Below are 24,617 nucleotides of genomic sequence, written 5' to 3' on the forward strand. Positions count from 1 at the left end.
AACTCGGATACAACAACACCGAGATCTCCAGTATAGTTTCTGCAGAAAAAATCGATTTTGCCCCGTAAATTCAATATATTGGACTAAGATAAAACCAAAACCCCATGAGGAGACAAAATGTTTTCTCTGTCCCAGACCTTATCTATCTTCGCCGCTTTACCGGATCCGGTATTTATTCTGACCCGCAGTGGCCGCTATGCCGCGGTACTGGGAGGTTCCGACAGTCGCTACTATCACGACGGCACAACCTTGATAGGGCAATACATCTCCCAGGTCATCCAGCAGCCCAAGTGCGAATGGTTTCTGAGCCAGATTGCGCAAGCCTTGCTGAGCCGCCGTCTCTGGGTGGTGGAATACAGTCTTGGCGGCAACGACGTCAAGGGACTCACAGAGCAAGGTCCCGCAGAGCCCATCTGGTTTGAAGGTCGGGTACAGGCGCTGGATTTTCAAATAGAGGGTGAAGATGCCGTGGTCTGGGTCGCCAGCAATATTACCCGCCGCCATCAATTGGAGCAGGAGCTCAGGGAAAGATGCGAGCGCGATCCGCTCACTCAGCTCTACAACCGCCGTAAGTTGCTCAAACTGCTGACAGAAAACCTAACCCTGTTTCAGCGTTACCGAACCCCGACCAGCATATTGATCTTCGATCTCGATAATCTCAAGAAACTCAACGACAGCTCTGGCCATCTGATGGGCGACAAGGCGATAGTTACTCTGGGAGAGGTCTGCCTGGCCAGCCTCAGAGCTCAGGATATCGCCTCCCGTTACGGCGGCGATGAATTTGTCATTCTTATGCCCCACACTGCTGCCGAGCAGGCATTACCCATAGCCGAGCGCCTACGAAGCGAGTGTGCCCGGCGCCTCAGAGCCTTGGGGATTGCCGCTGAATGCGCCAGTATCAGCGGCGGCCTCAGCGAGTTTCAATGCAGTGATACCAGTATAGATGCCGTGGTTTCCAGGGCCGATGGCGCCCTTTACCAAGCCAAAGCACAGGGCCGCAACCGGATTGTGCTGGCCAAGGGGCCAAAGTGCACTGAATCGCCCTAAAAAATACGGACAAACAAAAAGCCGGCACTTGGCCGACTTCTTCATTGCATAGACTCGTCTAATTCGAGCGACTGAACTTAAGCCTGTGGGCGCATGGCCGGGAACAGGATCACATCACGAATGGTGTGAGTGTTGGTAAACAACATCACCAGACGGTCGATACCTATGCCCTGACCGGCTGTCGGTGGCAGGCCGTGCTCCAGCGCCGTAATATAGTCGGCATCATAGAACATGGCTTCATCGTCACCGGCATCCTTGGCTTCAACCTGAGCCTTGAAGCGGTTGTCCTGATCTTCGGCGTCATTGAGCTCGCTGAAGCCGTTGGCCACTTCACGACCACCGATGAAGAACTCGAAGCGGTCGGTGATGAAGTCGTTGTCATCGTTGCGACGGGCCAGTGGCGAGATGTCCGCTGGGTAGCCGGTGATGAAGGTAGGCTGCATCAGTTTAGGCTCGGCGGTTTCACCGAAGATCTCTTCCAGCAGTTGACCACAGGTCCAGAAAGATTCGATTTCCAACCCTACATCCTTGGCCAGCTTACGCATAAACTCAAGATCCTTGACCTCTTCATAGGTCATGGCCTGAATAGTGGCGTTGTCTGGGTTGTAGTGCTGAATCGCTTCCAACATGCTCATGCGGGCGTAAGGGCCGCCGAAATCGATGCTGTGCTCACCGTAAGGCAGCTTGGTGTCACCCAGCAGATCCTGAGCGATGGAAGACAGCATCTCTTCGGTAAGATCCATCAGATCGCGGTAATCTGCATAGGCCATATAGAATTCCATCATGGTGAATTCAGGGTTATGGCGTGGCGACAGACCTTCGTTACGGAAGTTACGGTTGATTTCGAACACTCGCTCAAAACCACCGACAACCAGACGCTTGAGGTACAGCTCAGGCGCAATACGCAGATACATGTCGATATCCAGCGCATTGTGGTGAGTGATAAACGGACGCGCGGAAGCACCACCCGGGATGACATGCATCATAGGGGTTTCCACTTCCATAAACTCTTTTTTCACCATGAAGTTACGTATGGCGGCAACCACTTTGGAGCGCATGACGAAGGCATCACGGGAATCCTGGTTGACGATTAGGTCAACATAACGCTGACGGTAACGGGTTTCCTGATCGGTCAAACCGTGGAACTTCTCAGGCAGTGGGCGCAGCGCCTTGGTCAGCAACTGATACTCTTCCATATTAACGTACAGGTCGCCCTTACCGGACAGGTGCAGAGTGCCTTTTACACCAACTATGTCGCCGATATCCAGGCCCTGATAGCGTTCTTTCAGATCAGCCTGTACTTCTTTGCCGGCATAGGCCTGAATGCGGCCGGATACGTCCTGCAGAACCAGGAAGGGGCCGCGTTTGGCCATGATCCGACCGGCAATGGCGGTCTTGAAGCCCAGAGACTCGAGCTCTTCTTTGCTCTTATCGGCGAACTGCGCCTGCAGCTCGGCAGCCTTGTGGCTGCGACGGAAAGTGTTAGGGTGACCATTGGCCGGGCAGCCCTGGCGTACATGTTCCAGCTTGGCGCGACGTTCCGCGATCAGCTTGTTCTCATCCAATACTTGTTCAGTCATTTTCCGCTTCTTCTCTGTTACAGCCCGGACTTCAGGCTGGCTTCAATAAATCTGTCCAGATCACCGTCCAACACGGCCTGGGTATTACGGGTTTCCACCCCGGTGCGCAGATCCTTGATGCGGGAATCATCCAGCACGTAGGAGCGGATCTGACTGCCCCAGCCGATATCCGACTTGGCATCTTCCGCCGCCTGCTTCTCGGCGTTCTGCTTTTGCATCTCCAACTCAAACAGCTTGGCTTTCAGCTGTTTCATTGCCGTGTCTTTGTTCTTGTGCTGTGAACGGTCGTTCTGGCACTGCACCACGGTATTGGTCGGAAGGTGGGTAATACGCACCGCAGATTCGGTTCTGTTAACGTGCTGACCACCGGCACCCGAGGCGCGGTACACGTCGATACGCAGATCGGCCGGATTGATGTCGATCTCGATGGAGTCGTCAATCTCAGGGTAAACAAACACAGAACAGAATGAAGTATGGCGACGGCCACCCGAGTCAAAGGGCGACTTACGTACCAGACGATGCACGCCGGTTTCGGTTCTCAGCCAGCCATAGGCATATTCACCGCTGAACTTGATGGTGGCACTCTTGATACCGGCCACATCGCCGTCTGAGACTTCGATAAGTTCAGGGTTGAAGTCATGTTCTTCACCCCAGCGCAGATACATGCGCAGCACCATGTTGGCCCAGTCCTGTGCTTCGGTACCGCCGGAACCGGACTGAATGTCCAGATAGCAGTCGGAAGCGTCCTGTGGACCCGAGAACATACGGCGGAATTCCAGCTCTTCCAGGCGCTTTTCCAGATCGCCCAGTTCACTGTTGGCATCATTGAAGGTTTCTTCATCTTCCTCTTCAATGGCCAGCTCCAGCAGCCCCTCGACATCTTCGAGGCCCGCATCCATATCGTCTATGGTCTTAACCACAACTTCCAGCGCCGAGCGCTCTTTACCCAGGGCCTGAGCACGCTCTGGCTCATTCCATACTTCGGAGCTTTCCAGCTCGCGGCTTACTTCTTCCAGACGCTCTTTCTTGGCGTCATAGTCAAAGATACCCCCTAAGGAGCATTGTGCGGTCGGCAAGCTCCTTGATTTTGTTTTTTACCGGATTGACTTCAAACATGCGATTTCAACTTTCTTTGGTGTTAAGGACGTATGCAAACGAGGGATTTTAACCCAAGCAGCCGCTGAAACCTATGCCACTGCGGGCAGAAGCTTGTTTTTTTTTCGTCGGCGCCGTATTCCGCGTCTGTTCCGATAAAGCATCTGACACACTCTAGCCAATTCCGCGGTGAAAAAACTGTGACAAAAAATCAAATATGCCAACTCAATCAGTAAATAAACCAGACGAGCATGCCGATCAGCAGCTTTCAATGACAGGCTATACTTGCAACCATGGAGCAGAAAAATTGCTGTTATCAGGAAGACGAGGGCTTTTGCTGTGAGGAACCGGCCGGTGAGTCAGGCCTCTGTTACTGGCACGACCCGAGAATCGTCAAAAACCACCCCGAAGACAGGGCCAGGCTCGAAGCCTTCGCCCGCGGCGGCGGCATGCTCAGAGGCATCTGCCTCAAGGGTGCTGAACTGGCCGGTATCGATCTGGTAAAACATCACTCCAAAACCGGCTATGACATGAGCTATGCCGAGCTGTATCGGGCCAACCTTCAAGGCGCCCACATGTTCAATCTGACTCTGGATAACGCCAGCCTGATGAAGGCCGACCTGCGTGACGCCAACCTGCACTGCGCCAAGCTCAACAACTGCAATCTGCTGGGAGCCAAATGGAATGGTGCCCGTATCGAGAATATCTACACTGGCAAGCTATTGCGTCAGGAACGCATGGCGCTGCAGGCAGAAAGAGTCGGTGAACGTGAAATCGCCCACGACTACTTTGAACAGGCCGAAGAGATCTACCGGGATCTGCGCAAGGCGGCCGAGCGTGAAGGCCTGTTTGCCATGGCCGGCCTCTACATTCGCCGCGAGCTCACCATGCGGCGCCATCTGCTACCCAAATGGAGCGGCAGAAGGATGTTATCCAAGTTGATCGATCTCTTCTGCGGTTATGGCGAAGACCCGCTCAGGGTGGTGATTTTCTCGCTGGCTTTGGTGTTTGTTTGTGCCTTCATCTACTGTTTTACCGGCGTCAGTTATGATGGCCGAATCCATCAGTTTGCCCCGGGCCGCGCCATCACAGACTATCTGTCACTGTTCGGCAACTGCCTGTATTACTCAGTGGTAACCTTCACAACCCTGGGATACGGCGACTTCACCCCTGTGGGTTTTTCCCGCGCCGTGGCCGCCATTGAAGCCTTCACCGGCAGTTTCACCATAGCCCTGTTTGTGGTGGTGTTTGTCAAGAAGATGACTCGCTGAGCCAGATCACACTGGCTAAAATCCATTTTTCAGATGAGTGCACAGAGTCGATAGGCTTTGTGAATTCCCCGGCAAAAGCCTGCTCCAGCTCAATGAAGCAAACCCCGCGATCGATATACTGCATGGTTATCAGCTTAATTAGTCCCTACTTCACCGCCATCAAGGTGAGCAAATAACAAGGCTGCCCATGTTTGAGATCTATATCGACGGCCAGGCCGTCAGCGCCTTTGAGGGCGAGACCCTGTTGCAGGCGGCCCAGCGGGCCGGCATCGACATTCCTTGTCTGTGTCACCATACAGACCCCGGTTCGGCTACCACAGAAGGCGCCGATGAACACCTGTGCCAACTGACCAGGCTCGACCAGATAATGGCCGACACAGACAGGCCACTGCTGGCCTGCTCGACTCCGGCAATTGCCGGGATGCAGCTCAAGAATCATACCCAGGCAGTGCACAGCCATCGGCAGCAGGTGCTGAAACGGATATTGAAAGATCACTTCGCCGATTGCGAAGCCCCCTGCCAGCAAGCCTGCCCGGCGGGCGTCGATGTGCAGTCTTACCTATATCACATAGGTCAGGGCAACCATACAGAAGCAGTGCGGATCCTCAAGCAGACCCTGCCTCTGCCTCTGTCTATCGGTCGGGTCTGCCCGGCATTTTGTGAAAGTGCCTGTCGCCGCGCCCTGATCGATGAGCCACTGGCGATACGTCAGCTCAAGCGCCATGCCGCCGATCTGGACTTGGCCGATACCGAGCCCTATCAGCCGCCCAAGGCCGACCCCAGCGGCAAGAAGGTGGCCATAATCGGCGCCGGGCCCGCCGGGCTCAGCGCCGGTTTCTTCCTCGCCAATCAGGGCCATGACGTGGACATCTTTGAGGCCGCTCCCAAGGCCGGTGGCTGGCTAAGATACGGCATTCCCGAGTATCGCCTGCCCAAGGCAATACTCGATAGAGAGATAGCGCTGCTGGAGCGCAGCGGCATCCGCATTCACACCAACACAGCAATAGGCGAGCAGATACTGCTGCCGAAACTGGCCGAAGAGTATCATGCCCTCTGTCTGGCGATGGGCGCGCAAAAGGCCGTACCACTGGAGTATCCCGGCAGCGACCTGCCCGGCTGCTATCTCGGGGTCGACTACCTTAAAGATCTGGCAATGGACCACCAACTTGTCACGGGTAAGAAAGTGGCCGTTGTCGGCGGCGGCAATACCGCTATCGACTGTGCCCGCAGCGCCAGACGCCTCGGCGCCGAGGTGACCCTGATCTACCGGCGCACCAAAGAGGAGATGCCGGCCGAAGCCTTTGAAATTCATGAAGCTGAGCAGGAAGGGATCCACTTCCTGCTACTGACCAATCCTGTGGCCAACCATGCCGGCAGTGACGGCCGTCTTGCACGAGTCACACTGGAAAAAATGTCTTTAGGCGAACCGGATGCCTCCGGCCGCCGCCGACCGCAGCCCAGCGGCGAAACCTTCGACTGCGAGTTTGATACCCTGATCGCCGCCGTATCCCAATCACCGGATCTGGCCTTTCTGCAACAGGCCGAAAACCGTCTGCTGCAAGGCGCTCCGGCGCTCAGCCGCTGGAATACGATCAACGGCTGCGACATCAGCATGAGCACTGGGCTGGAAAAACTGTTTGTTATCGGCGATGTGCGCCGCGGACCCGCCACTGCGGTGGAAGCGGTCGCCGATGGTCGCCGCGCCGCCGAGGCCATAGATGCCCTATTCAATCAGGGGCTCAGTTGCCCACTGACGCCGGTGGCGTTCAATGCCAGCAAGGCGATAGGGCTCAAGTCCCAACAGGATTTACCCAAAGATCTTTTCCCCTCACAGGTGAAAAGTGCCAGAGTCAAGATGCCGGAACTGCCGGTGGCCGAGCGCCTGAGTAACTTTGCCGAAGTAGAGCTGGGACTGACACCGCAAATGGCCGAAGCCGAGGCCAAACGCTGCCTCGAATGTGGCTGTCAGGCCAATATGGACTGTCGCCTGCGAGACTACGCCAGTGAATACAAGGTCAGCAGCCAGGGCTTGCTAGAGCAAGATAGCAGTGGCGAATCGGCGCTGCAGGCCAGACACTTTGCCCAGGATTTGAGCACCCCCTTTATCCGTTTCGATGCCAACCGCTGCATCAGCTGCGGTGCCTGCGTTGACATCTGCCACCGCCGCAGCGGCCACAAGGCCATCAGCTTTGAAGCCAACCAATTCTCGGCGCTGCCGGGAGGCAGTAGCGAACGCCGGGCCCCCAGAGCCGGTTTCAGCGTTTCCATGGCCGACAGCGATTGTGTTCAGTGCGGCAACTGCCTGCAGGTGTGCCCAACCGGCGCCCTGGTCGATGCCCGCCACAAGACCCAAGGACAAGCCCCAGACACCAAGGTGACCAGCACCATCTGCACCTATTGCGGCGTGGGTTGCCGCATCCGCTTCAAGGTAGACACCACCCAGAATCGTATCCTTGCGGCCGAGGGCGATGTGCGCTCACCTGTGAACCAGGGCATGCTCTGCGTCAAAGGCCGCTTCGGCTTTGACTTTATCAACAGTGAAGAGCGTCTTACCCAGCCGCTGGTTCGCCGTAACGGCAAATTGGAACCCTGTAGCTGGCAAACGGCCATCAGCTATATTGCCGCCCACTGGCAAGAACAATTGGAACAGTTTGGCCCGAGTTCATTCGGCGCCCTGGCATCCGCCAAGGCCACCAATGAAGAGAACTTCCTGCTGCAAAAGCTGTTCAGGGCCGTTATTGGCAGCAACAGTGTGGATCACTGCGCCCGTCTGTGCCACGCCTCCACAGTGACCGGGCTCTACGATGCCCTCGGCAGCGGCGCCATGACCAATGATATTCCCGGCATAGAGGATTCAGATCTCATCTTTATCCTGGGCTCGGATACTGACTGCGCCCACCCCATCATTGCCTCGAGGATCAAGTCGGTCGTCAGCCGCGGCAAAGCCAGACTCCTGGTCGCCGACCCCAAGCGGGTCAGCATAGCCGACAGTGCCGAGCTGTTTGTGCGTCATCGCCCCGGCACAGATGTGATGCTGCTCAACGCCATCATGCAGCAGATACTACTCAACGATTGGCATGACAAGGCCTATATCCGCAGCCGCACCACAGGCTTTGAGGCCTTGCGCGAAGAGCTGTTGCGGCCGGACTACAGCCTGGAGCAGGCCGCCATGGTGACAGGCGTCAGCAGCAGCGAAATCGCGGCCATGGCCGAGATGCTGGGGACGGCCAAAAAGACCGCCCTTTACTACGCCATGGGAATTACCCAACACACCACAGGCCATGACAATGTCACCGCCATTGCCAACTTGCAGCTATTGCTGGGTAACCTCGGGCTCGACGGCGCCGGGATCAACCCTTTGCGCGGCCAGAGCAATGTCCAGGGTGCCTGTGATATGGGCGCCCTGCCCAACTATTTCAGTGGCTATCAACGTCTGGATGACGATGCTGCGCGGCTGAAACTGGCGCGGGCCTGGGGCACTGACAAGCTGAGCCCTGAGACAGGCATTCCGGCCTCTCATATGATGCAGGCGATTTTGGATGGCCGGCTTCAGAGCCTGTTTGTGATGGGCGAAAACCCGGTACTGAGCGACCCCGACCAGGCACATGTGCTCAAGGCGCTGAAAAAGCTGCCATTTTTGGTAGTGCAGGATATCTTCCTCACCGAAACCGCCGAAATGGCCGATGTGGTATTGCCGGCAGCGGCCTTTGCCGAAAAGCGCGGCCACTTCACCAATACCGAGCGCCGGGTTCAACGACTGGAGGTCGCCTTGCAATCGCCAGGTAGTGCCCGTCCGGACTGGCAGATACTGCAGCTGCTGGCCAATGCCATGGGCGCCGACTGGCACTATAGCGATGAACAGGCAATTTGGCAGGAAGTCACGGCCCTGACCCCCAGCTACGCCGGGATCAGTTGGCACAGAACCACGGATAATCCGGCCGGGTTGCAGTGGCCCTGCCCAGATGAGCAACATCCGGGTACCCGGGTATTGCACCGCAACAGTTTCACTCATGGCAAAGGGCGACTGCAGCCGGTCAATTATCGTTTACCGGCTGAGCTGCCGGACGATGACTATCCCTTGATGCTGTCGACCGGACGCCTGCTGGAGCAGTTCCACACCGGCACCATGACTCGTAAAACCGCCGGGCTGGACGAACTCGGCTCCCCCAGAGTGATGATCTCGGTTGAGGATGCCGAACGTTTGGGCGTCGGCAAGGGCGACTGGCTCAAACTGGAAAGCCGCCGCGGTGAGATATTCATTCAGGCCTTTGTCAGCCGCCGGGCTCAGCCTGGGGTGCTGTTCCTGCCATTCCATTTCGTGGAGGCGGCGGCCAACAAACTAACTATCAATGCGCTGGATCCCGTGGCCCATATTCCTGAGTTCAAGGTGTGTGCCGTCAAGGCGGAGCGCGCCGAGGCGCCTTTGGCTTCCGAAACCTAAACTGAGTTCCATAAAAAACGGCGCCTGATTGGCGCCGTTTTATTTTTCTTTAGTTGCTCATTCCTGCAACTGAGCTCTCAAGCAAGATTAGACTCTGAACTGATTGACCAACTTGCCGAGGTTATCACCACTGTGGGACACAGTCTGACTGACCCTGGCCGCATCTTCGCTGGAATGCAGCAGCTCGGCGACTATCTCCTGAATGGCGTAAATATTCCGGTTAATCTCCTCAGTCACCGAACTCTGCTCTGTGGCGGCGGTGGCGATTTGGGTACTCATATCATTGATGGAGGTGACAGAGCTGGTCACAGCTCCCAGGCTTTCGGAGATAAGCTTTGACGACTCGACACTGCGGTGGCAACTCTGCTGACTCTCTTCCATGGCACTCACCGCCTGACTCACCAGACGATGCAGCTCACTGAGCATCTCGTTGATCTCCAAAGTGCTGGCCTGAGTACGACTCGCCAGACTGCGCACTTCATCAGCCACCACGGCAAAACCTCTTCCCTGCTCACCGGCGCGAGCCGCTTCAATGGCAGCATTCAATGCCAGCAGGTTGGTCTGCTCGGCGATGCCGCCGATGACAGACAGCACGCTGTTGATCCGCTGTGATTGCTCGCTGAGCGACTGAATATGGTTGGCGGCGCTGTTGATTTCCGCCATCAGGGTCGAGATCTCAGTCAGCGAGGTATCGACGCACTCCTGGGCCTTGGCCACTTCGTCGGTAGCCACATGAGTGGCTTCCGCCACCTGGGTAGTGTTCATCGCCACTTCCTGGGCGGTGGAAGACATCTCGGTAATGGCGGTCACCACCTGATCGGTTTCATTGTTGTGGTTCACCAACTGGGATGCTATCGCCTGGGTCTGGGAATGGATGGAACCGGCGGCATCCTGCACTTCATGTGTGGCCGTGGTGACATCGCGGATGATGTGCTGCAGTTTTTCGACAAAGCGATTGAACGCCAGCCCCAACTGGGCAATTTCATCTTCACCGCGCACCTGCAGGCGCTTGGTCAGGTCCCCTTCCCCCTGAGCGATATCGTTGAGGTTATCCAACATATTGCGGATAGGGATTATCATCCGCTGAGCAGTAAAGAGAATGGCAAACACGGTAACCAGAGTCAGCACCAGCGACATCAACAGCACCCCTATGGTCTTGGCCTGCATCTCCTCGGTGGCGGTTTGTCGATAAGCGGCAACGGCCGCCTCTATGTCATCCACATAAACACCTGTGCCTACCAGCCAGTCTTTCCCCGGGACCCGGATGGCATAGGCTATCTTTTCCACCAGGCCCGTCACTCCGGGTTTGGCATGGAAGTAGTTGATAAAGCCTTTACCACTTCTGGCGGCATCGATAAGACCGCGCACAATTTGTGTGCCATTGGGGTCTGTCATGCCGCTTTGATCTGTGCCTTCCTGCTCAGGCTTAACAGCATGAAATACACTGATCCCATTGAAATCATAAATGAAGAAGTATCCGGCACTGCCAAACCTCTGTTGCCGCAACGCCGCGTTGACATCACCTCTGTCTCCCAGACCGAGTTGATAGTTGATGTTTTCCAAAGCCAGCCCTGTCGCATCCTTGAGTTGCTGTTTTCGTTCATCGACCAACTTTTGTTTGAATAAAGCGATCGAATTTTCCAGTGATTGATGTTCGGCACGATAGGAATACCCCATCACCAATATCAAAGTCAGAATTAAAGGTAGTAAAGCCAGCAGCAAGAATTTGCTTCTCAAGCTCAGAGCAGACAAGGACATAACTTCCCCCCAGTAGCTGTCAGACACTCTTTACTGAGTATAGTCCCGCGCCCCAACATGTAATATCAATATGATTACAAATAAAACAATTGACAAACAAATAATTCAAAATGTTACACAAATTACTTTTTTACCTTACGACCAACCGAAAGGTTCCACGATTGGCGGGGAATGGTTGCTGGGAAACATCATAAGCGGTACGGCATCTTGTGCTGGACGGTCGAGATAAAGAAACAGCGCCAAATGGCGCTGTTTCTTTCTTCTTCATATTGAATGATTAAACCCGGAACTGATTGACCAGTTGCCCCAGATTATCACCACTATGAGACACGGTTTGACTGACTCTGGCCGCTTCTTCGCTGGAGTGCAACAGCTCGGCGACTATCTCCTGAATGGCGTAGATATTACGGTTGATCTCTTCGGTCACCGAACTCTGCTCTGTGGCGGCGGTGGCGATTTGGGTACTCATATCATTGATGGAGGTGACAGAGCTGGTGACGGCTCCCAGACTCTCGGAAATCAGCCTGGAAGATTCGACACTGCGATGGCAGCTTTGCTGGCTCTCTTCCATGGCACTCACCGCCTGGCTCACCAGACGATGCAGCTCGCTGAGCATCTCGTTGATCTCCAACGTGCTGGCCTGAGTGCGGCTCGCCAGGCTGCGTACTTCATCGGCCACCACGGCAAAACCGCGCCCCTGCTCACCGGCACGAGCCGCCTCAATGGCCGCATTGAGTGCCAACAGATTGGTCTGCTCGGCAATGCCGCCGATGACAGACAGCACGCTGTTAATCTTCTGCGACTGCTCGTTGAGCGACTGAATATGGTCGGCGGCGCTGTTGATTTCCGCCATCAGAGTGGAGATCTCGGTCAACGAAGTATCGACGCACTCCTGGGCCTTGGCCACTTCATCGCTCGCCACATGCGTCGCCTCCGCCACCTGGGTGGTGTTCATCGCCACTTCCTGGGCAGTGGAAGACATCTCTGTGATCGCAGTCACCACCTGATCGGTTTCATTGTTGTGGTTGGCCAACTGCGCCGCTATCGCCTGAGTCTGGGCATGAATAGAACCAGAGGCATCCTGCACCTCGTGGGTAGCGGTAGTCACATCGCGGATGATGTGTTGCAACTTGTCGACAAAGCGGTTGAATGCCTGCCCTAGCTGGGCAATCTCATCTTCACCGTGCACCTGCAAACGCTTGGTTAAATCCCCTTCCCCCTGAGCGATATCGTTGAGGTTATCCAGCATGTTGCGGATAGGAGTCACAGTGCGCTGAGCAGCAAACAATATGAGCGTTGCAGTGACCAGGGTGATGACTATGACTATCATCAACGTCAGCCACAGCTTGCCTTCCATGTCTTCCAATGCGGTCTGCCGATATTCGGCCACTGAGGCTTCGATATCATCCACATAGGCGCCGGTGCCTATGATCCAGTCGGTGCCTGGAACCATGGCGGCATAACCTATCTTTTCCACCAGCTCGTTGGTGCCGGGTTTTTGGTAGTAATAGGTGAGAATACCGTCACCACTGCGGGCAGCATTCAACAAGCCTACTATGATCTTGGTTCCCTTGGGATCTGTCATCCCTATCTGATCTGTACCTTCAAGCTTGGGCAACAGGGCATGAAACAGGTTTTTACCTTTGCCATCATAGACAAAGAAATAACCTGCGCTGCCAAAGCGAACATCCCGCAAGGCCGCCTTATAGTCTCCGCCCTGACTGCGCTGAAAGCTGACAATCTCTTTGGCGACTTCGGTCACATGCACCAACTCCTGACGACGCTCGTTGAGCAGCTTTTCTCTGAAATTGGTAATTTCGCTTTCAAGCGCATCCGACTCTACTGTCCAGGACGCCAGCATCAAGACAATGGAAACAGTCAACAATGGCAACAGGGCAAGCAGCAGTAACTTATTTCGTAAACTCAGACTGGACACTTAGGTTTCCCCCGGGAATGGAATATCTGCAAATTATAGTAACTTTGTTCACTTTAAGTTCGTATAAAAAATGCCTGAGATCAAAGTTTAACCATTTGTTTTACATGAAGAGAGTGGAAATAGCACCCATTGCTGCAAATCCGAGCACCAAAAACACCAGGGGCAAACGCCACAGCTTGAGCAACATAAAGCCCGCCAGCACCATGGCCATATCAACCGGGCGGGTCACAGCACTGGTAAATACCGGCTGATAGAGAGCACTCGCCAACAAACCAACGACAGTGGCATTAATCCCCATCACCATGGCAGCCATTTTCGGGCGTTCGGCGATTCCCTGCCAGCCTCGGATCACCGCCAGCAACAACAGGAAACCGGGCAGAAAGATGGCTAACGTTGCCACCAAGGCGCCAACTAGGGCATTTTGCGGCCACAGTTCGGCGCCCAGATAGGCGGCCAGACTGAACATGGGGCCGGGAACGGCTTGCGCCAGGGCGTAGCCGGTGAGGAATCTGTCATGATCTATGCTGTTTGCCAGTTGGCTCTCCAGCAAGGGCAGCACCACATGGCCGCCGCCGAATACCATGGCGCCGGTCTGATAAAACTGTTTGAAGAGTTCAGCCAGAGGGTGAGCAAGCAAGGGGCCGGTGAGCAGCAATAAAAACAGAAATATCAGTAAAGCACTCCAGTTGAGCTGCATACTTCCCGACTTGGCCGGCGCTGGTGCCTCACGATTGAGCCAATAAAGACCGACAATGGCACCGGCAAGCAACAGCAGCAATTGGGTCAAATTCCCCGGCCACAAAAGCAGAATCACAGTACTCAGCAAGGCCAACATCTGGGGGATATGGCTGCGGCAAAACTGTTTGAACATACCCCAGGCAGCATCGGCGACCACCACTACAGCCAATAACTTGAGTCCGGCGATAACCCCCTGAAATAAATCACTGGAGAGGTATTGATAGCTGCTGACCGCCAGCAGAAACATCAGTAGAAACGAAGGCAAGGTAAAGCCGATAAAGGCCAGTATTGCCCCGGGCAAGGCGCCGCGGCGGTAACCTATGGCAAAGCCGACCTGGCTGGATCCCGGGCCGGGCAGAAACTGACTCAACGCCACCAAAGAGGCGTAATCTTTGTCATCGAGCCAGCCCAACTCCTCGACGAAAGTCTTGCGAAAGTAACCTATGTGCGCCGCCGGGCCGCCAAAACTCACCAACCCCAAGGAAAAAAAACGTACAAAAATCTGCCACATCTGTGTTCACTCTACCCTTGTTCAGTTCGGCTCCATTGTATGACATAAGTGTGACACTTATCTTATTATCAACAGCTTTTAGTCTGTGGGAGCACAATAAGAAAAACCCATGAACAGACGACTGAAAGTCCATCTTCGCCTGTCAAACAGCCGCTATTGAGGCAAGAACAGCCGCCAAAGTCCGTCGCTTCCCAAGAGTGAACTCCGAGACGGAAAAGAGAGTCAAGTTGACGGGAAATCATCTCACTACAACCCAGATCTGCACCCACTAACCGGCAAGTGTATTCGCTCGAAATCAGCCACGGTTTCCAGGCGGCTTTCTCTATGCCAGGTTCCACCCTCTCAATGAAACATAATTCAAACATTTAATATTTATTCAAAACAATTAATAACCAATGCAGTTAAAAAAACCTCAGCCATCGTTTAACCCTAAACACAAACCCAGCAAAAATAACATCAAAAAACCATAACCCACCATATAGCAAAGCAGTACCACTTTTGACACCCGTCAATTTTAATGCATAGATATTCACACAAGCATCAAATACAATCACCAAAAAAGAACCAAAAACATAATACTTATGTAGCATTTTGTAACTTGGTTAAATTTTTACAGACTTTTAACAAGCGTTTGTTTAGATTCACTGAGAGTTCGCAGGAAGTAAGAAGTAAGCTATGAAGCTATGGTGGTACGCGATATTGATGCTTGGCCTTCAGTTGCCCCAGACTGCGGCAGCTGAAGAAAATGCGACGGAAACTGTCCCTGTGGATGAGTTCAGGCTTGCCCTCGCCCTGGGATATGGCCGCCTGGATAATCCCAGAGTGCATGCCAAGCCGATAGAAACCTTCCTGCTGCCATCCTGGAGCTACTACTCAGAACGCTTCTATCTGGAAAACTTTACTCTGGGCTACAGCCTCTATGAGTCGGACAACTGGTTATTCGATCTGCAAACCAAGCTCAATGAAGATGGATTCTTTTTCGAGTTTGATGGCCTCAACAAATTGTTTTTGAGCGACATCATAGGCTTCTCCCCCTACAAGGGACAGGTCGTACGCCCCAACGGTAACAGCGAACCTATCCTTGATGAAATCCAGCGTCACATCTCCTATCTGGGCGGAGTTTCCGTCACTTGGGTCACGCCCTACACGGATATCAATCTGGGCTTATTTCAGGACATTTCCGGGGTACATGACGGCAATGAGCTGCAGCTCAGATTGAAAAAGAGCCTGCTCTACTCCTGGGGAGCCCTTGGGCTTGAGCTAGGCGCGATTCGCAAGAGTGAATCCCTGGTGCGTTACTACTATCAGCTTACGCCGGAAGAAAGCGGACCGCTGAGACTGAGTTACACCCCCTCGGCCAGTATCAATTATCACGCCCGCCTGCTGGTTAATCTGCCACTGTGGCAGGATATCAACCTGGTGATGGTAACCGAATACACCTGGCTTGACTCGGGGATCACCAACAGTCCCATGATAGACAAGGATGGCTATCTCTCAGGTTTCATCGGTTTGAGTTATCGGTTTTGAGGGCTCTATGAATCGATGGCTACTGTGGTTACTCATGCTGATAAGTCCCTGGGCAAGCGCCTTGGGAGAAGAGCTTTGGCTGGCGCCGGATACCTGCGCCATGACCAATCAAGAATCGGAATGCAAGCTGCAACTGCAACTCGAGTTTCACAGCCAACAGCCTCGCTCTCTGTGCCTTTGGCTGGCCAACAGCGCAGCGCCTTTGACCTGTTTTCATCAACGCCGTGACTTCAGTTACAAGCTGCAACTAAGCCTGGTCAGGGATACGCTTATCGAGCTCAGGGATCAGCAAAACCGCACAGTTGCCAGCCGCTTGCTCAGAGTGGCTATCTACGAGCCCGTCAGTCGCAGACGGCGGGGCCTGAGTTGGGATCTGCTATGAAAGAAAAAATACTCCTGATTGAGGATGATCTGCCGCTGGCGGAACTTATTTGCACTTATCTGGCCAATGAAGACTTCGAGCTGGTTCATCTGGACAATGCCGAAGCTGCGCTTGCCCGTCAGGACAGTGACAGTTTCAGCCTGATCCTCTGCGATGTGATGCTTCCCGGTGAAGATGGCTTTGGTATCTATCCCCGTTTGGCGGCCTGTTATCCCTGCCCGCTTATCTTCCTCACCGCCCGCGACAGTGAAGGCGATCAGATCCTGGGGTTGGAGCTGGGCGCCTGTGATTACCTGCTCAAGCCTGTGGTTCCCCCCTTGCTGCTGGCACGAATACGTACTCAACTTCGTAACAGGCAACAGCGGCCCGGACGCAAAACCTTGTGTCTGCACGATCTGCAGCTTGATCCCAATCAGCAGCAGGTGCTTCTGGCGGGCTCGGCATTGGCCTTTACCACCAAGGAGTTTGAACTCCTGTGGGTGTTTGTGATCAACGCCGGTCGGGTATTGTCACGGGAGTATCTGTTCGAGCAGTTTATCGGCCGCGCCTATGATGGCCTGGACAGAGCCATAGATCTCAAGGTCAGCAGGCTGCGCAAACGCCTGGATGAGCTGGAGATAAGCGGCCTGCAGATCACCACAGTGCACGGCAAGGGCTATCTGTTCAACTACCAGCCCAATCAAGCCATGATCAGGATTCAGGCATGAAGTTTCAGTTTTACCGACTGTTTGGGTTTCTGCTGCTGTCCTGCTCCCTGCTGCTATGGAGCTTTGGCCAACTGACAGATCAATATCGCAGCGAAGAGGCCAGCTATTTGATCTCGGTGGACGACTTATTGCAGACCCGGGGCCAGGGCGCGCATCTCTCAACTCTTGCCGCCGGCAGTCTGGCACTGCCCACTAGCCTGAGACAGCTACTCAATGAGGGGCAGACCTTGGCGCTGCGTCACTCCAGCGGCGAGCTCTATTACTACAAACAAGGCTCAGGCAGTGAGTTACTCAGATTTGGCCCGGTAACAGAGAAGCAAGACAGGGAGGATGTCACCAGTTTGATCTTGCTCGGTTTCTATTCCAGCCTGGCCCTGGTCGCCATCTTGCTTATCTGGCCTGTGTTTCGCGATCTCCATACCCTGCAACAGAGCGCCATTCGCTTTGGCCGTCAGCCTTCGCTGCAACCGCTAACCATACGTAAAAGCTCGGCTATCTTTCCCTTGGCTCAGGCGCTTTATAGCATGAGCCACCAGATAGTGAGTTTTGTCCAAATGCATAAAGAGTTATCCCATACCATCTCCCACGAAGTACGCACTCCGCTCGCGCGGATGCGCTTTGCCCTTGAGCTGAGCAAGCAGCAGATGGAGCCTCAATACGCAACGCGCCTGGCCCAGGACATAGATGAGATAGAACAGTTGGCGGCCAACTATCTCTCTTTTGCCCGCCTGGAACATAAACAGGGAGAACTATGCCATTCGCCTCAATCCATCGCTGACTTTATTCAGGCGCTTGAGCAGAAATACAGCCTTTATAGCCGTGACTTCCAGATAGGATTTCACTCTGTGCCGGGCCAGGCACAATTCGATAAGACGGCAATGAATGTGGCCTGCCAGAACCTGATCCAAAATGCCATGCGTTTTGCCGAAAAAGAGATACAGGTGAGTTTCGAGCAAAGTGAAAACCATAACTGCCTCAGAGTCGAGGATGATGGCCCAGGCTTTGAAGATAAAGGCAAAAAACTACTGGCGGCCTTTGCCAGAGATGCCAAACAGAGTGATGGCAGCGGCTTTGGCCTGGGGCTTTATATAGTGCGCAAGATTGCCATCTGGCACGGCGGCAGGCTGGAGCTGAGCCACTCGCAATCGCTGGGCGGCGCCGCCATCAGCCTGTGTTGGCCAAGAGCATAGACGCCACTGTCTTAGCCGCGACTCAGCAGCACCAATACCTCATAGTGATCCGTGTGCGGAAACATATCGAACAGCTGCACCTTGCGCACACGATAACCACTGATAGCCGCCAGATCTTTGGCCAAAGATTCAGGGTTACAGCTGGAATAGAGCAGATGCGGCGGCGCAAAGGTCGAAATGGCCTGGCAAAGCTCGGCGCCTATGCCGCGTCTCGGCGGATTGACTATCATAAGATCCGGTACCTGGCCTGCCGACTGCGCCGCGGCAAAACTGCCCGAATCCAGCGCCTTGAAGTTCACCCGCTCAAGCCCCAGCTTTTCGGCGGATAACTTGGCGCAGGCGATGGCTTCAGCCTCGATTTCGATCCCTGTAAGCTCTGTGTCTTTATTGGCACAGTGCAGCCCAAAACCGCCGACACCACAGAAGAGATCCCAAATCGACTCAGGCTTCAGCTCACTGACCCAGTCTTTGGCGCTCTGATAAAGGGCCGCCGCCACTTGTGGGTTGGTTTGAAAGAAGCTCTTGGGGCGGATATAGAGAGGCACGCCATTGAAGGACTCCTCCAGACGCTGCGCCTCGGTGAGAAAAATCTCCTGCTCACCTTCGAGCCTGGCCATATGAACCGGCTGCAGATTCACAGATACCAGCTTGATGGCAGGAAACTCGGCCAGCAGCTTTGGCAGCTCACGCTCAATCCGTTCGATGGATTGCCTGGAGCGCAACACAAACCTGAGCATAAAGTCGCCGCTGATTTCGGCGCGGGTCAACAACACAAACTTGAGTTCGCCCTTGGCCTTATCTATCCGATAGGGTGGGATCCCTGCCTGACGCACAAACAGCTCAAGCCGATGCAGCAAGGCCTGCATATCGGCAGGATAGAGAGGACAATCACACAGACTCACGGCCTCACCACTCGGGGAAACTATCCCCAAAATGGGTTGATGGGCGGCCCCGAGTGCCACCATCTTGGCCTTGTTGCGGAAACCCAGGGACGGCCCACTGACCGGGGCCAAGAGTTCAAAGGGCGTAAAGGGGCTGAGCAACCGCGCCAACTGCTCACTCTTGGCGGCCAGTTGTTGCGCCATTGGCGTTTCTATGTGAGTACAGGAGCGGCACTTGCCCTGCGCAAAAAAGTCACATCTCACTCTGATATATCCCAAGTTTCCAATTCAGCCCGGCGGCAAAAGCGGCACACTTTAGCCTGTTTCACCCTAAAAATCATCCCAGCATCAGCTTGTCGACATCCGCTTTGGGACTGCGTTTGCCAAGCACCTTGCTTATCTCTTCCGTCACCGCCTTGGCAGTGGCACGAAAGGTGGTTAACTTGCCGCCGTAGAGCGTCAGCAACCTGGGATGGGAATAGCGCTGGTACAACTGTACCTCCCGCGGCCGACCAAAGGCATCGCCATCGCCCTTGGGCAGCACTCGCATACCACTGAAATGCGCCAATACTTTGGCTTCAAGTGCCTCTATAGTGACAGCACCCGTAAAACTGCCAGAGCCTCCAAAATAATGCCGATAGATCCCCAGCAGATAAGCTATCTCCTCTCGGGTGATCTGCGGAACCGGCCCCTGGCAGAGAGTTTCCGTAGTGCCTATCAGCGTCTTGCCGTACCAAGGCATCACGAATACCACCCGTTCATCGAAGCAGGATTCCAGATAGAGCACCCCGGGCGGCGCTGGAATGTCCAGAAGCAAATGACTCCCCTGCACCCAGTCTATTGCCGTCTGGGCTATGGGCGGTGTCACCCGCGCCAGCAGCTCGTTGACAAAGGCGCCGGCGGCGTTGACCAGAAAGCGGCAGTGCAGCATTTTGTCGCCATCCGCATCCCGGTAACTCAGCTTACATCCCTGAGGGTCATGCTCTATTGTCAAACACTCGGCGCCCTCGCGGATATCGGCACCGAGCAACCTGGCGCTGTCGGCCACCGCCTTGGTCAGCAAGGCATCATCCGTCTGGGCATCCCAGTATTGGAACATATGGGTCATTCCCGCCAGTTTGAGTCCGGGAAAGCTCCCCCAAGCCCTGGCTGGCAGGCTACGAAAACGGCCCAGGCGGTCAAACTCGCTCAGCAAGCCGTAGAGGCTGAGGCCGGCCCTGAGGGTCAAGGCGCCGCGGCGACTGTCACGATAAACCGGGATAAAGAAAGGGACGGCTTTGACCAGTGTCGGCGCCAGACGCAATAACTCGCGCCGGGCCCGCAGCGATTCGCGCACCAGATCCAGTTGCCCGGATTCGAGATAACGTAAACCGCCATGGATCAGTTTGCTGGACTGGGAGGAGGTGCCTGCCGCCAGAGTGGACTTTTCCAATAGCACCACGGAATAACCGGCTGCCGCCGCGCACTGCGCCACCGCCACCCCGGATATGCCGCCACCTATGATTGCCAGATCGACCTGTTCCATCAGCCTCTTTCCGTTAGCGTTCCAATTGCAGCCACAGGGTGTCACACAAGCTTTTCAGTTGTTGCAGCTCAGCCTGCGGCATGGCGCTGCGACACAGCATCTGCTCGGGCACATCGGCGGCGCGCGCTTGCAAAGCCAGCCCGGCATCAGTGAGCGTCAATACCCGCACCCGCTCGTCCTGTTCACTGCGGCCTCTTAACAGCAAGCCTTTAGTTTCCAGGCGTTTGAGCAAGGGGGTCAAGGTGCCTGAGTCCAGATGCAAACGCTCACCCAGCGCCTTGACACTGATGCCCTTGTGTTGCCAAAGCACCAGCATGGCCAGATATTGCGGATAGGTAAGATCCAGGGCATCCAGCACAGGCCGGTAGGCCCGCACCATAGCATTGGCGGCGCTGTATAGCGAAAAGCAAACCTGGTTTTCCAGGCACAGGGGCTCGTTTGACATATGCAAACCCTAAACACAATTTAATTGTGCACAATATACTTGCTTTTAGAACAAATATCGATCTATCATTGCCAGCAATTAGATTGCACGCAACTTAAATTGAGGAAACTACTATGCTCTATCACACTCAAGCCACAGCCAAAGCCGGCCGCAACGGCGAAGTAGCCACTCATGACGGTGCCCTGTCATTGACCCTAAGCTATCCCAAGGAGATGGGCGGGACAGGAGCCGGGGCCAATCCGGAACAGTTGTTTGCCGCCGGTTACGCCGCCTGTTTCTCCAACGCCATTTTACATGTGGCGCGCCTGGGCAAAATTAAGCTTGCCAGTGCTCCTGTCACCGCCGATGTCGGCTTGGTCAGTCAAGATGGTGGGTTTGCGCTGCAGGTATCTCTGGCTGTCACTCTGCCGCTCGCGCAGGCCGAGGCAGAAGCCTTGGTACTCAAGGCCCACAGTGTTTGCCCCTACTCCAATGCTACCCGCAACAACCTTGATGTGGGGCTCACTGTGAATGATATTAAGATCAACTGAAGCTCTGATATTATTTAGAGCTAAGGAAGGTGCGAACAAGTCCCATGTGTGCTCTGCGTCGGCTTACAGGCCTGGATGCAAGGCGTGATTCGCAGCAAATGGCTCTAGTCCTTTGCAAGAAGCACAACACAGCAGGCTGGCCCGTAAGCCACGCCCTTCGGGGCTTTCACAGCAACCGGCTCTCTGCGTTATCCGACTTCGACAGGCCCCGGCATGCCTTCAGTCAGATGCCTTGAACGCCAATTGCTGTGTAAGCCAGAGTGCCACGAGGACTTATTCGCACCTTCCCTAATATTCAGTCAATTTATTGGCAAGAATATAAATAAATGTCGCAACAATTGAAATTATATTTGTTGCGACATTTTTCCGTCATTCATTCTGTATTATGACGCTGTCATTCAGCAAAGGTTGATATTCATATAAAATTGATTTTTCCTGGACAATCGATTAAATTTGCGCCTCAAAAGTGGACGTGATCAATAATAAAGTCATAGTCAAAGGAGAATGATATGCGCGCCCTGATTCTGGGGTTACTGCTGTTTACCGGCGCGACCCAAGCCACCTGTGAGAAAAGCGTTTTGCTTGGCAATGTCGATTATGCCAAGAACAGCTCTTATTTCAGTACCCAGGATTCTTTGCAACTGGATAAAATTGTTGCTGATAATAGCGATAATTCAAGCGGCTATCTGTTATTGGAATTCAATATGGATAAGTCTATCGGCGATGAAGATTTACAAAAATATAATATGTGGCTTGCCAATAGACGAATTGAAAGGGTTAAAGAATATTTAACCGCAGCACACTTCTCTCACCCCATAGTCACTCGTATCCGCACGGCAACCCATAAAGACAATCGCGAAGTGAGTCTGCATTGGTGTAATAACCAACAGATGATGGCGACGATTGAAAAGCCAAGCGCCGCCGAATAACTAAGTACTTTCAAGATCCACAAATGAATGCCCCTTAGGGAAGGAGCGAAGTGGCTTACAGGCCCGTAAGCCGATGCAGGCACACATGGGACTTGTTCGCACCTTCCTTAGACATTGCGCTAGAGTTTAAAACGGCCGACTTCACGGCGCAGCGAATCTGACAACTCCGCCAACTCCTGCGCTTTGACAGTGGCGCTGTTGGCCTCCTGTGACAGGGTTTGAGAAACCTCACGAATCGACTCGGTATTACGATTGATTTCGCTGGTGACAGAGGTTTGCTCTTCGGCCGCTGTAGCTATCTGGCTGGCCATATCGGATATCTGGGTGATCGCTTGGCTTATCTGCTCCAGACTGGCACTGGCCGATTCGGCATCCATCACACTGGTTTCGGCCATCTGATGACTCTGAGCCATGGAATTCACTGCCTTGGAAGCGGTTTTTTGCAAGGTCTCAATCATGGTCTGGATCTCTTGTGTCGACGCATGAGTGCGCTGCGACAGCACCCTGACTTCATCGGCTACCACGGCAAATCCGCGCCCCTGCTCACCGGCTCTGGCGGCTTCGATGGCGGCGTTCAAAGCCAACAAATTGGTCTGCTCGGCAATACCGCTGATGGTCAGCAAAATGCTGTTGATCTTCTGTGAGTGCTCGTTGAGCTCGCCGATGATCTGACTGGCGGTATCCACTTCCTGCGCCAGGCTACGAATCGACTCCTGGCTCTGCAGCACTTGCTGTTGTCCACTGCCAGCCAGGCCGACCGCCGACTGCGCCGTCTGTGCCGTCAGTTCAGCATTGCTGGCGATCTCCTCGGTGGCACTGGCCATTTCGGTCACAGCGGTTGCCACCATAGTGACTTCGTCCTGCTGCACTTCGATGCTCTGGCTGTTACTCTCGGCCGAATGGCGGGTCTCCTGTGCCTGGCCTCCCAACTGCTGGGCTATGTCACTCATACGGGAAATCATGCCGTGCAGGCGTTCAACAAAACGATTAAAGCCGGCGGCGAGCATGCCTATCTCATCGTGCTGATTACGGGTCTCGATGCGAACTGTGAGGTCCCCCTCCCCTTCGGCAATATCGTTGAGCGCCTTGGCCAGACGTTCCAGATCGCGAAACTGGCTCTTGAACACCAATACCAGCACCAGACCAAAGCCCACCAAAAACAACACGCCCACCGCAGACATCCACCATGCCAGCTCGGTAGCCTCGGCCATGATGCTTGCCTTGTCCATCACAAACATCAGTGCCCAATCTGTATGAGGCACCGCCGCCACGTAAAACAGCTTGCTGCTACCGTCGAATGCCATCTCATCCAGGGTATTGGCGCTGATCCTGGCGCTGAGCCACTGAGGGTTGAAGGCACTGCCAAGACGGCTGAACTGCTGGCCGTTCAGGTCCTTGTCCGGATGACTGATAATCAAGCCTGAGCGTTCAAGCATCACGGCATAGCCGTCACCCGGCACCTTGAGGGTTCGCACCGCATCTGTCAGTTGATCTATGGTGAGATTAGCCGCTGCCACGCCCTGCAGGCGACCGCTGTTCATTACCGGCTCAGCTATGGTGACCACCAGCTTTTGCAATGTGGCACTGACATAAGGTGCCGTCATTATCATGGCTCCTTCCCGCTTGGCATCCTGATACCAAGGGCGAACCCGGGGATCATAGCCAGCCGTATTCAGGCTGGGATCCTGACGGTACATGTTGCCCTGCTCATCGCCGTAGTAGGTCAGCGCAAAACCGCTGGCCTCATGGGCCTGCATCAGAAAAGGGGTGATATTGACCTCAGGGTTCCGCTGCAGCGTGCCCTTGATGCTACTGATCGCCTTTTGTCTGTCATACATCCACTGCCCTATGCCGCCGGCAAAGGTGTTCGCCAATTGATCGACCTCGCGCTGGGTTCGCTGCATGGCATTATCACGAATGGAAGAGGAGGAAAGGCCAACCAGGGCGGCAACCGTAAGCAAAACGGCGCCCAGACTGACCAGCAGTAAGCGGGTTTTAAGCGTGAACTGCATAAGAAGTCCTATAAATTTTTAGGGTGGAGTAAAAGTTTAGCGGCAAAAAAGTAAATTACTGAAGTCGCTTACCACAATGGCACTATTCGAATGCGGTTTTATTACTCAAAGC

18 protein-coding genes are annotated in these 24,617 nt (G+C 54.4%); 9 read left to right on the top strand and 9 right to left on the bottom strand.

Annotated features, from left to right (window positions below; genetic code table 11):
- The first annotated feature begins 117 nt into the window (after window positions 1-117).
- The gene (locus ACWAU4_RS17920) at window positions 118-1,047 is read left to right on the top strand and encodes a GGDEF domain-containing protein (RefSeq protein ID WP_025888702.1); all 930 of its coding nucleotides are present in this window, start codon (window positions 118-120) and stop codon (window positions 1,045-1,047) included.
- 77 nt (window positions 1,048-1,124) lie between these two features.
- On the opposite strand, the gene lysS is transcribed toward ACWAU4_RS17920, so the two are convergent.
- Together lysS and prfB are read right to left on the bottom strand one after the other, a co-directional pair.
- Window positions 1,125-2,627, bottom strand: a complete 1,503-nt coding sequence (gene lysS / locus ACWAU4_RS17925) for a lysine--tRNA ligase (RefSeq protein ID WP_025008954.1) — start codon at window positions 2,625-2,627, stop codon at window positions 1,125-1,127.
- Window positions 2,628-2,644: 17 nt separating this feature from the next.
- Window positions 2,645-3,743, bottom strand: a protein-coding gene (prfB, locus tag ACWAU4_RS17930) for a peptide chain release factor 2 (RefSeq protein ID WP_162173410.1) whose coding sequence is annotated in 2 segments (ribosomal slippage) — window positions 2,645-3,667 and window positions 3,669-3,743 — 1,098 coding nt in all. Because the reading frame shifts where the segments join, the coding sequence is not laid out codon by codon here.
- 272 nt (window positions 3,744-4,015) lie between these two features.
- Between prfB and ACWAU4_RS17935 the strand changes: the two genes are divergently transcribed.
- The gene (locus tag ACWAU4_RS17935) at window positions 4,016-4,993 is read left to right on the top strand and encodes an ion channel (RefSeq protein WP_025888700.1); all 978 of its coding nucleotides are present in this window, start codon (window positions 4,016-4,018) and stop codon (window positions 4,991-4,993) included.
- Window positions 4,994-5,180: 187 nt separating this feature from the next.
- Entirely contained in the window at window positions 5,181-9,434 is a 4,254-nt protein-coding gene (gene fdhF / locus ACWAU4_RS17940; protein WP_208125065.1) for a formate dehydrogenase subunit alpha, read from the top strand.
- A gap of 87 nt (window positions 9,435-9,521) precedes the next feature.
- On the opposite strand, the gene ACWAU4_RS17945 is transcribed toward fdhF, so the two are convergent.
- The 3 genes from ACWAU4_RS17945 to chrA all read right to left on the bottom strand — a co-directional run bounded on the left by ACWAU4_RS17945 (window position 9,522) and on the right by chrA (window position 14,377).
- Window positions 9,522-11,186, bottom strand: a complete 1,665-nt coding sequence (locus ACWAU4_RS17945) for a methyl-accepting chemotaxis protein (RefSeq protein ID WP_044735949.1) — start codon at window positions 11,184-11,186, stop codon at window positions 9,522-9,524.
- 283 nt (window positions 11,187-11,469) lie between these two features.
- Window positions 11,470-13,128, bottom strand: a complete 1,659-nt coding sequence (locus ACWAU4_RS17950) for a methyl-accepting chemotaxis protein (protein ID WP_028779443.1) — start codon at window positions 13,126-13,128, stop codon at window positions 11,470-11,472.
- Window positions 13,129-13,228: 100 nt separating this feature from the next.
- A complete protein-coding gene (chrA, locus tag ACWAU4_RS17955) occupies window positions 13,229-14,377 on the bottom strand; it encodes a chromate efflux transporter (RefSeq protein ID WP_115389802.1) in 1,149 nt (382 codons plus the stop codon).
- A gap of 675 nt (window positions 14,378-15,052) precedes the next feature.
- On the opposite strand from chrA, the gene ACWAU4_RS17960 reads away from it, so the two are divergent.
- From ACWAU4_RS17960 to ACWAU4_RS17975, 4 genes are read left to right on the top strand one after another with little or no spacing between them, the layout of a single operon-like run.
- Window positions 15,053-15,904, top strand: a complete 852-nt coding sequence (locus ACWAU4_RS17960; protein WP_025008951.1) for a MipA/OmpV family protein — start codon at window positions 15,053-15,055, stop codon at window positions 15,902-15,904.
- Between the two features lie 7 nt (window positions 15,905-15,911).
- A complete protein-coding gene (locus ACWAU4_RS17965) occupies window positions 15,912-16,286 on the top strand; it encodes a DUF3019 domain-containing protein (RefSeq protein WP_037436155.1) in 375 nt (124 codons plus the stop codon).
- Window positions 16,283-16,993: a winged helix-turn-helix domain-containing protein gene (locus tag ACWAU4_RS17970; protein ID WP_096140971.1), complete on the top strand. Its 711-nt coding sequence runs from the start codon at window positions 16,283-16,285 to the stop codon at window positions 16,991-16,993. The genes ACWAU4_RS17965 and ACWAU4_RS17970 overlap by 4 nt, the downstream gene beginning before the upstream one ends.
- Window positions 16,990-18,183: an ATP-binding protein gene (locus tag ACWAU4_RS17975; RefSeq protein WP_208125066.1), complete on the top strand. Its 1,194-nt coding sequence runs from the start codon at window positions 16,990-16,992 to the stop codon at window positions 18,181-18,183. Before ACWAU4_RS17970 ends, ACWAU4_RS17975 begins: the two co-directional genes overlap by 4 nt.
- An 11-nt stretch (window positions 18,184-18,194) precedes the next feature.
- Here the strand turns inward: ACWAU4_RS17975 and rlmC are convergent, their stop codons facing one another.
- From rlmC to ohrR, 3 genes are all read right to left on the bottom strand, one after another.
- Complete coding sequence (gene rlmC / locus ACWAU4_RS17980; RefSeq protein WP_301560854.1) at window positions 18,195-19,328, bottom strand: 23S rRNA (uracil(747)-C(5))-methyltransferase RlmC; 1,134 nt, start codon at window positions 19,326-19,328, stop codon at window positions 18,195-18,197.
- A gap of 73 nt (window positions 19,329-19,401) precedes the next feature.
- A complete protein-coding gene (locus tag ACWAU4_RS17985; protein ID WP_129979301.1) occupies window positions 19,402-20,589 on the bottom strand; it encodes an FAD-dependent oxidoreductase in 1,188 nt (395 codons plus the stop codon).
- A 13-nt stretch (window positions 20,590-20,602) separates the two neighbouring features.
- The gene (ohrR, locus tag ACWAU4_RS17990) at window positions 20,603-21,034 is read right to left on the bottom strand and encodes a transcriptional regulator OhrR (RefSeq protein WP_025888690.1); all 432 of its coding nucleotides are present in this window, start codon (window positions 21,032-21,034) and stop codon (window positions 20,603-20,605) included.
- Window positions 21,035-21,147: 113 nt separating this feature from the next.
- Between ohrR and ACWAU4_RS17995 the strand changes: the two genes are divergently transcribed.
- Window positions 21,148-21,564 carry an organic hydroperoxide resistance protein gene (locus tag ACWAU4_RS17995; protein ID WP_025008945.1) on the top strand — a complete coding sequence of 139 codons (417 nt, stop codon included), beginning with the start codon at window positions 21,148-21,150 and terminating at the stop codon, window positions 21,562-21,564.
- A gap of 509 nt (window positions 21,565-22,073) precedes the next feature.
- Complete coding sequence (locus ACWAU4_RS18000; protein ID WP_044735148.1) at window positions 22,074-22,493, top strand: OmpA family protein; 420 nt, start codon at window positions 22,074-22,076, stop codon at window positions 22,491-22,493.
- 119 nt (window positions 22,494-22,612) lie between these two features.
- Here the strand turns inward: ACWAU4_RS18000 and ACWAU4_RS18005 are convergent, their stop codons facing one another.
- Complete coding sequence (locus ACWAU4_RS18005) at window positions 22,613-24,505, bottom strand: methyl-accepting chemotaxis protein (RefSeq protein ID WP_071238455.1); 1,893 nt, start codon at window positions 24,503-24,505, stop codon at window positions 22,613-22,615.
- Window positions 24,506-24,617 lie beyond the last annotated feature (112 nt).

It is taken from the genome of Shewanella sp. FeAMO, assembly GCF_053653955.1.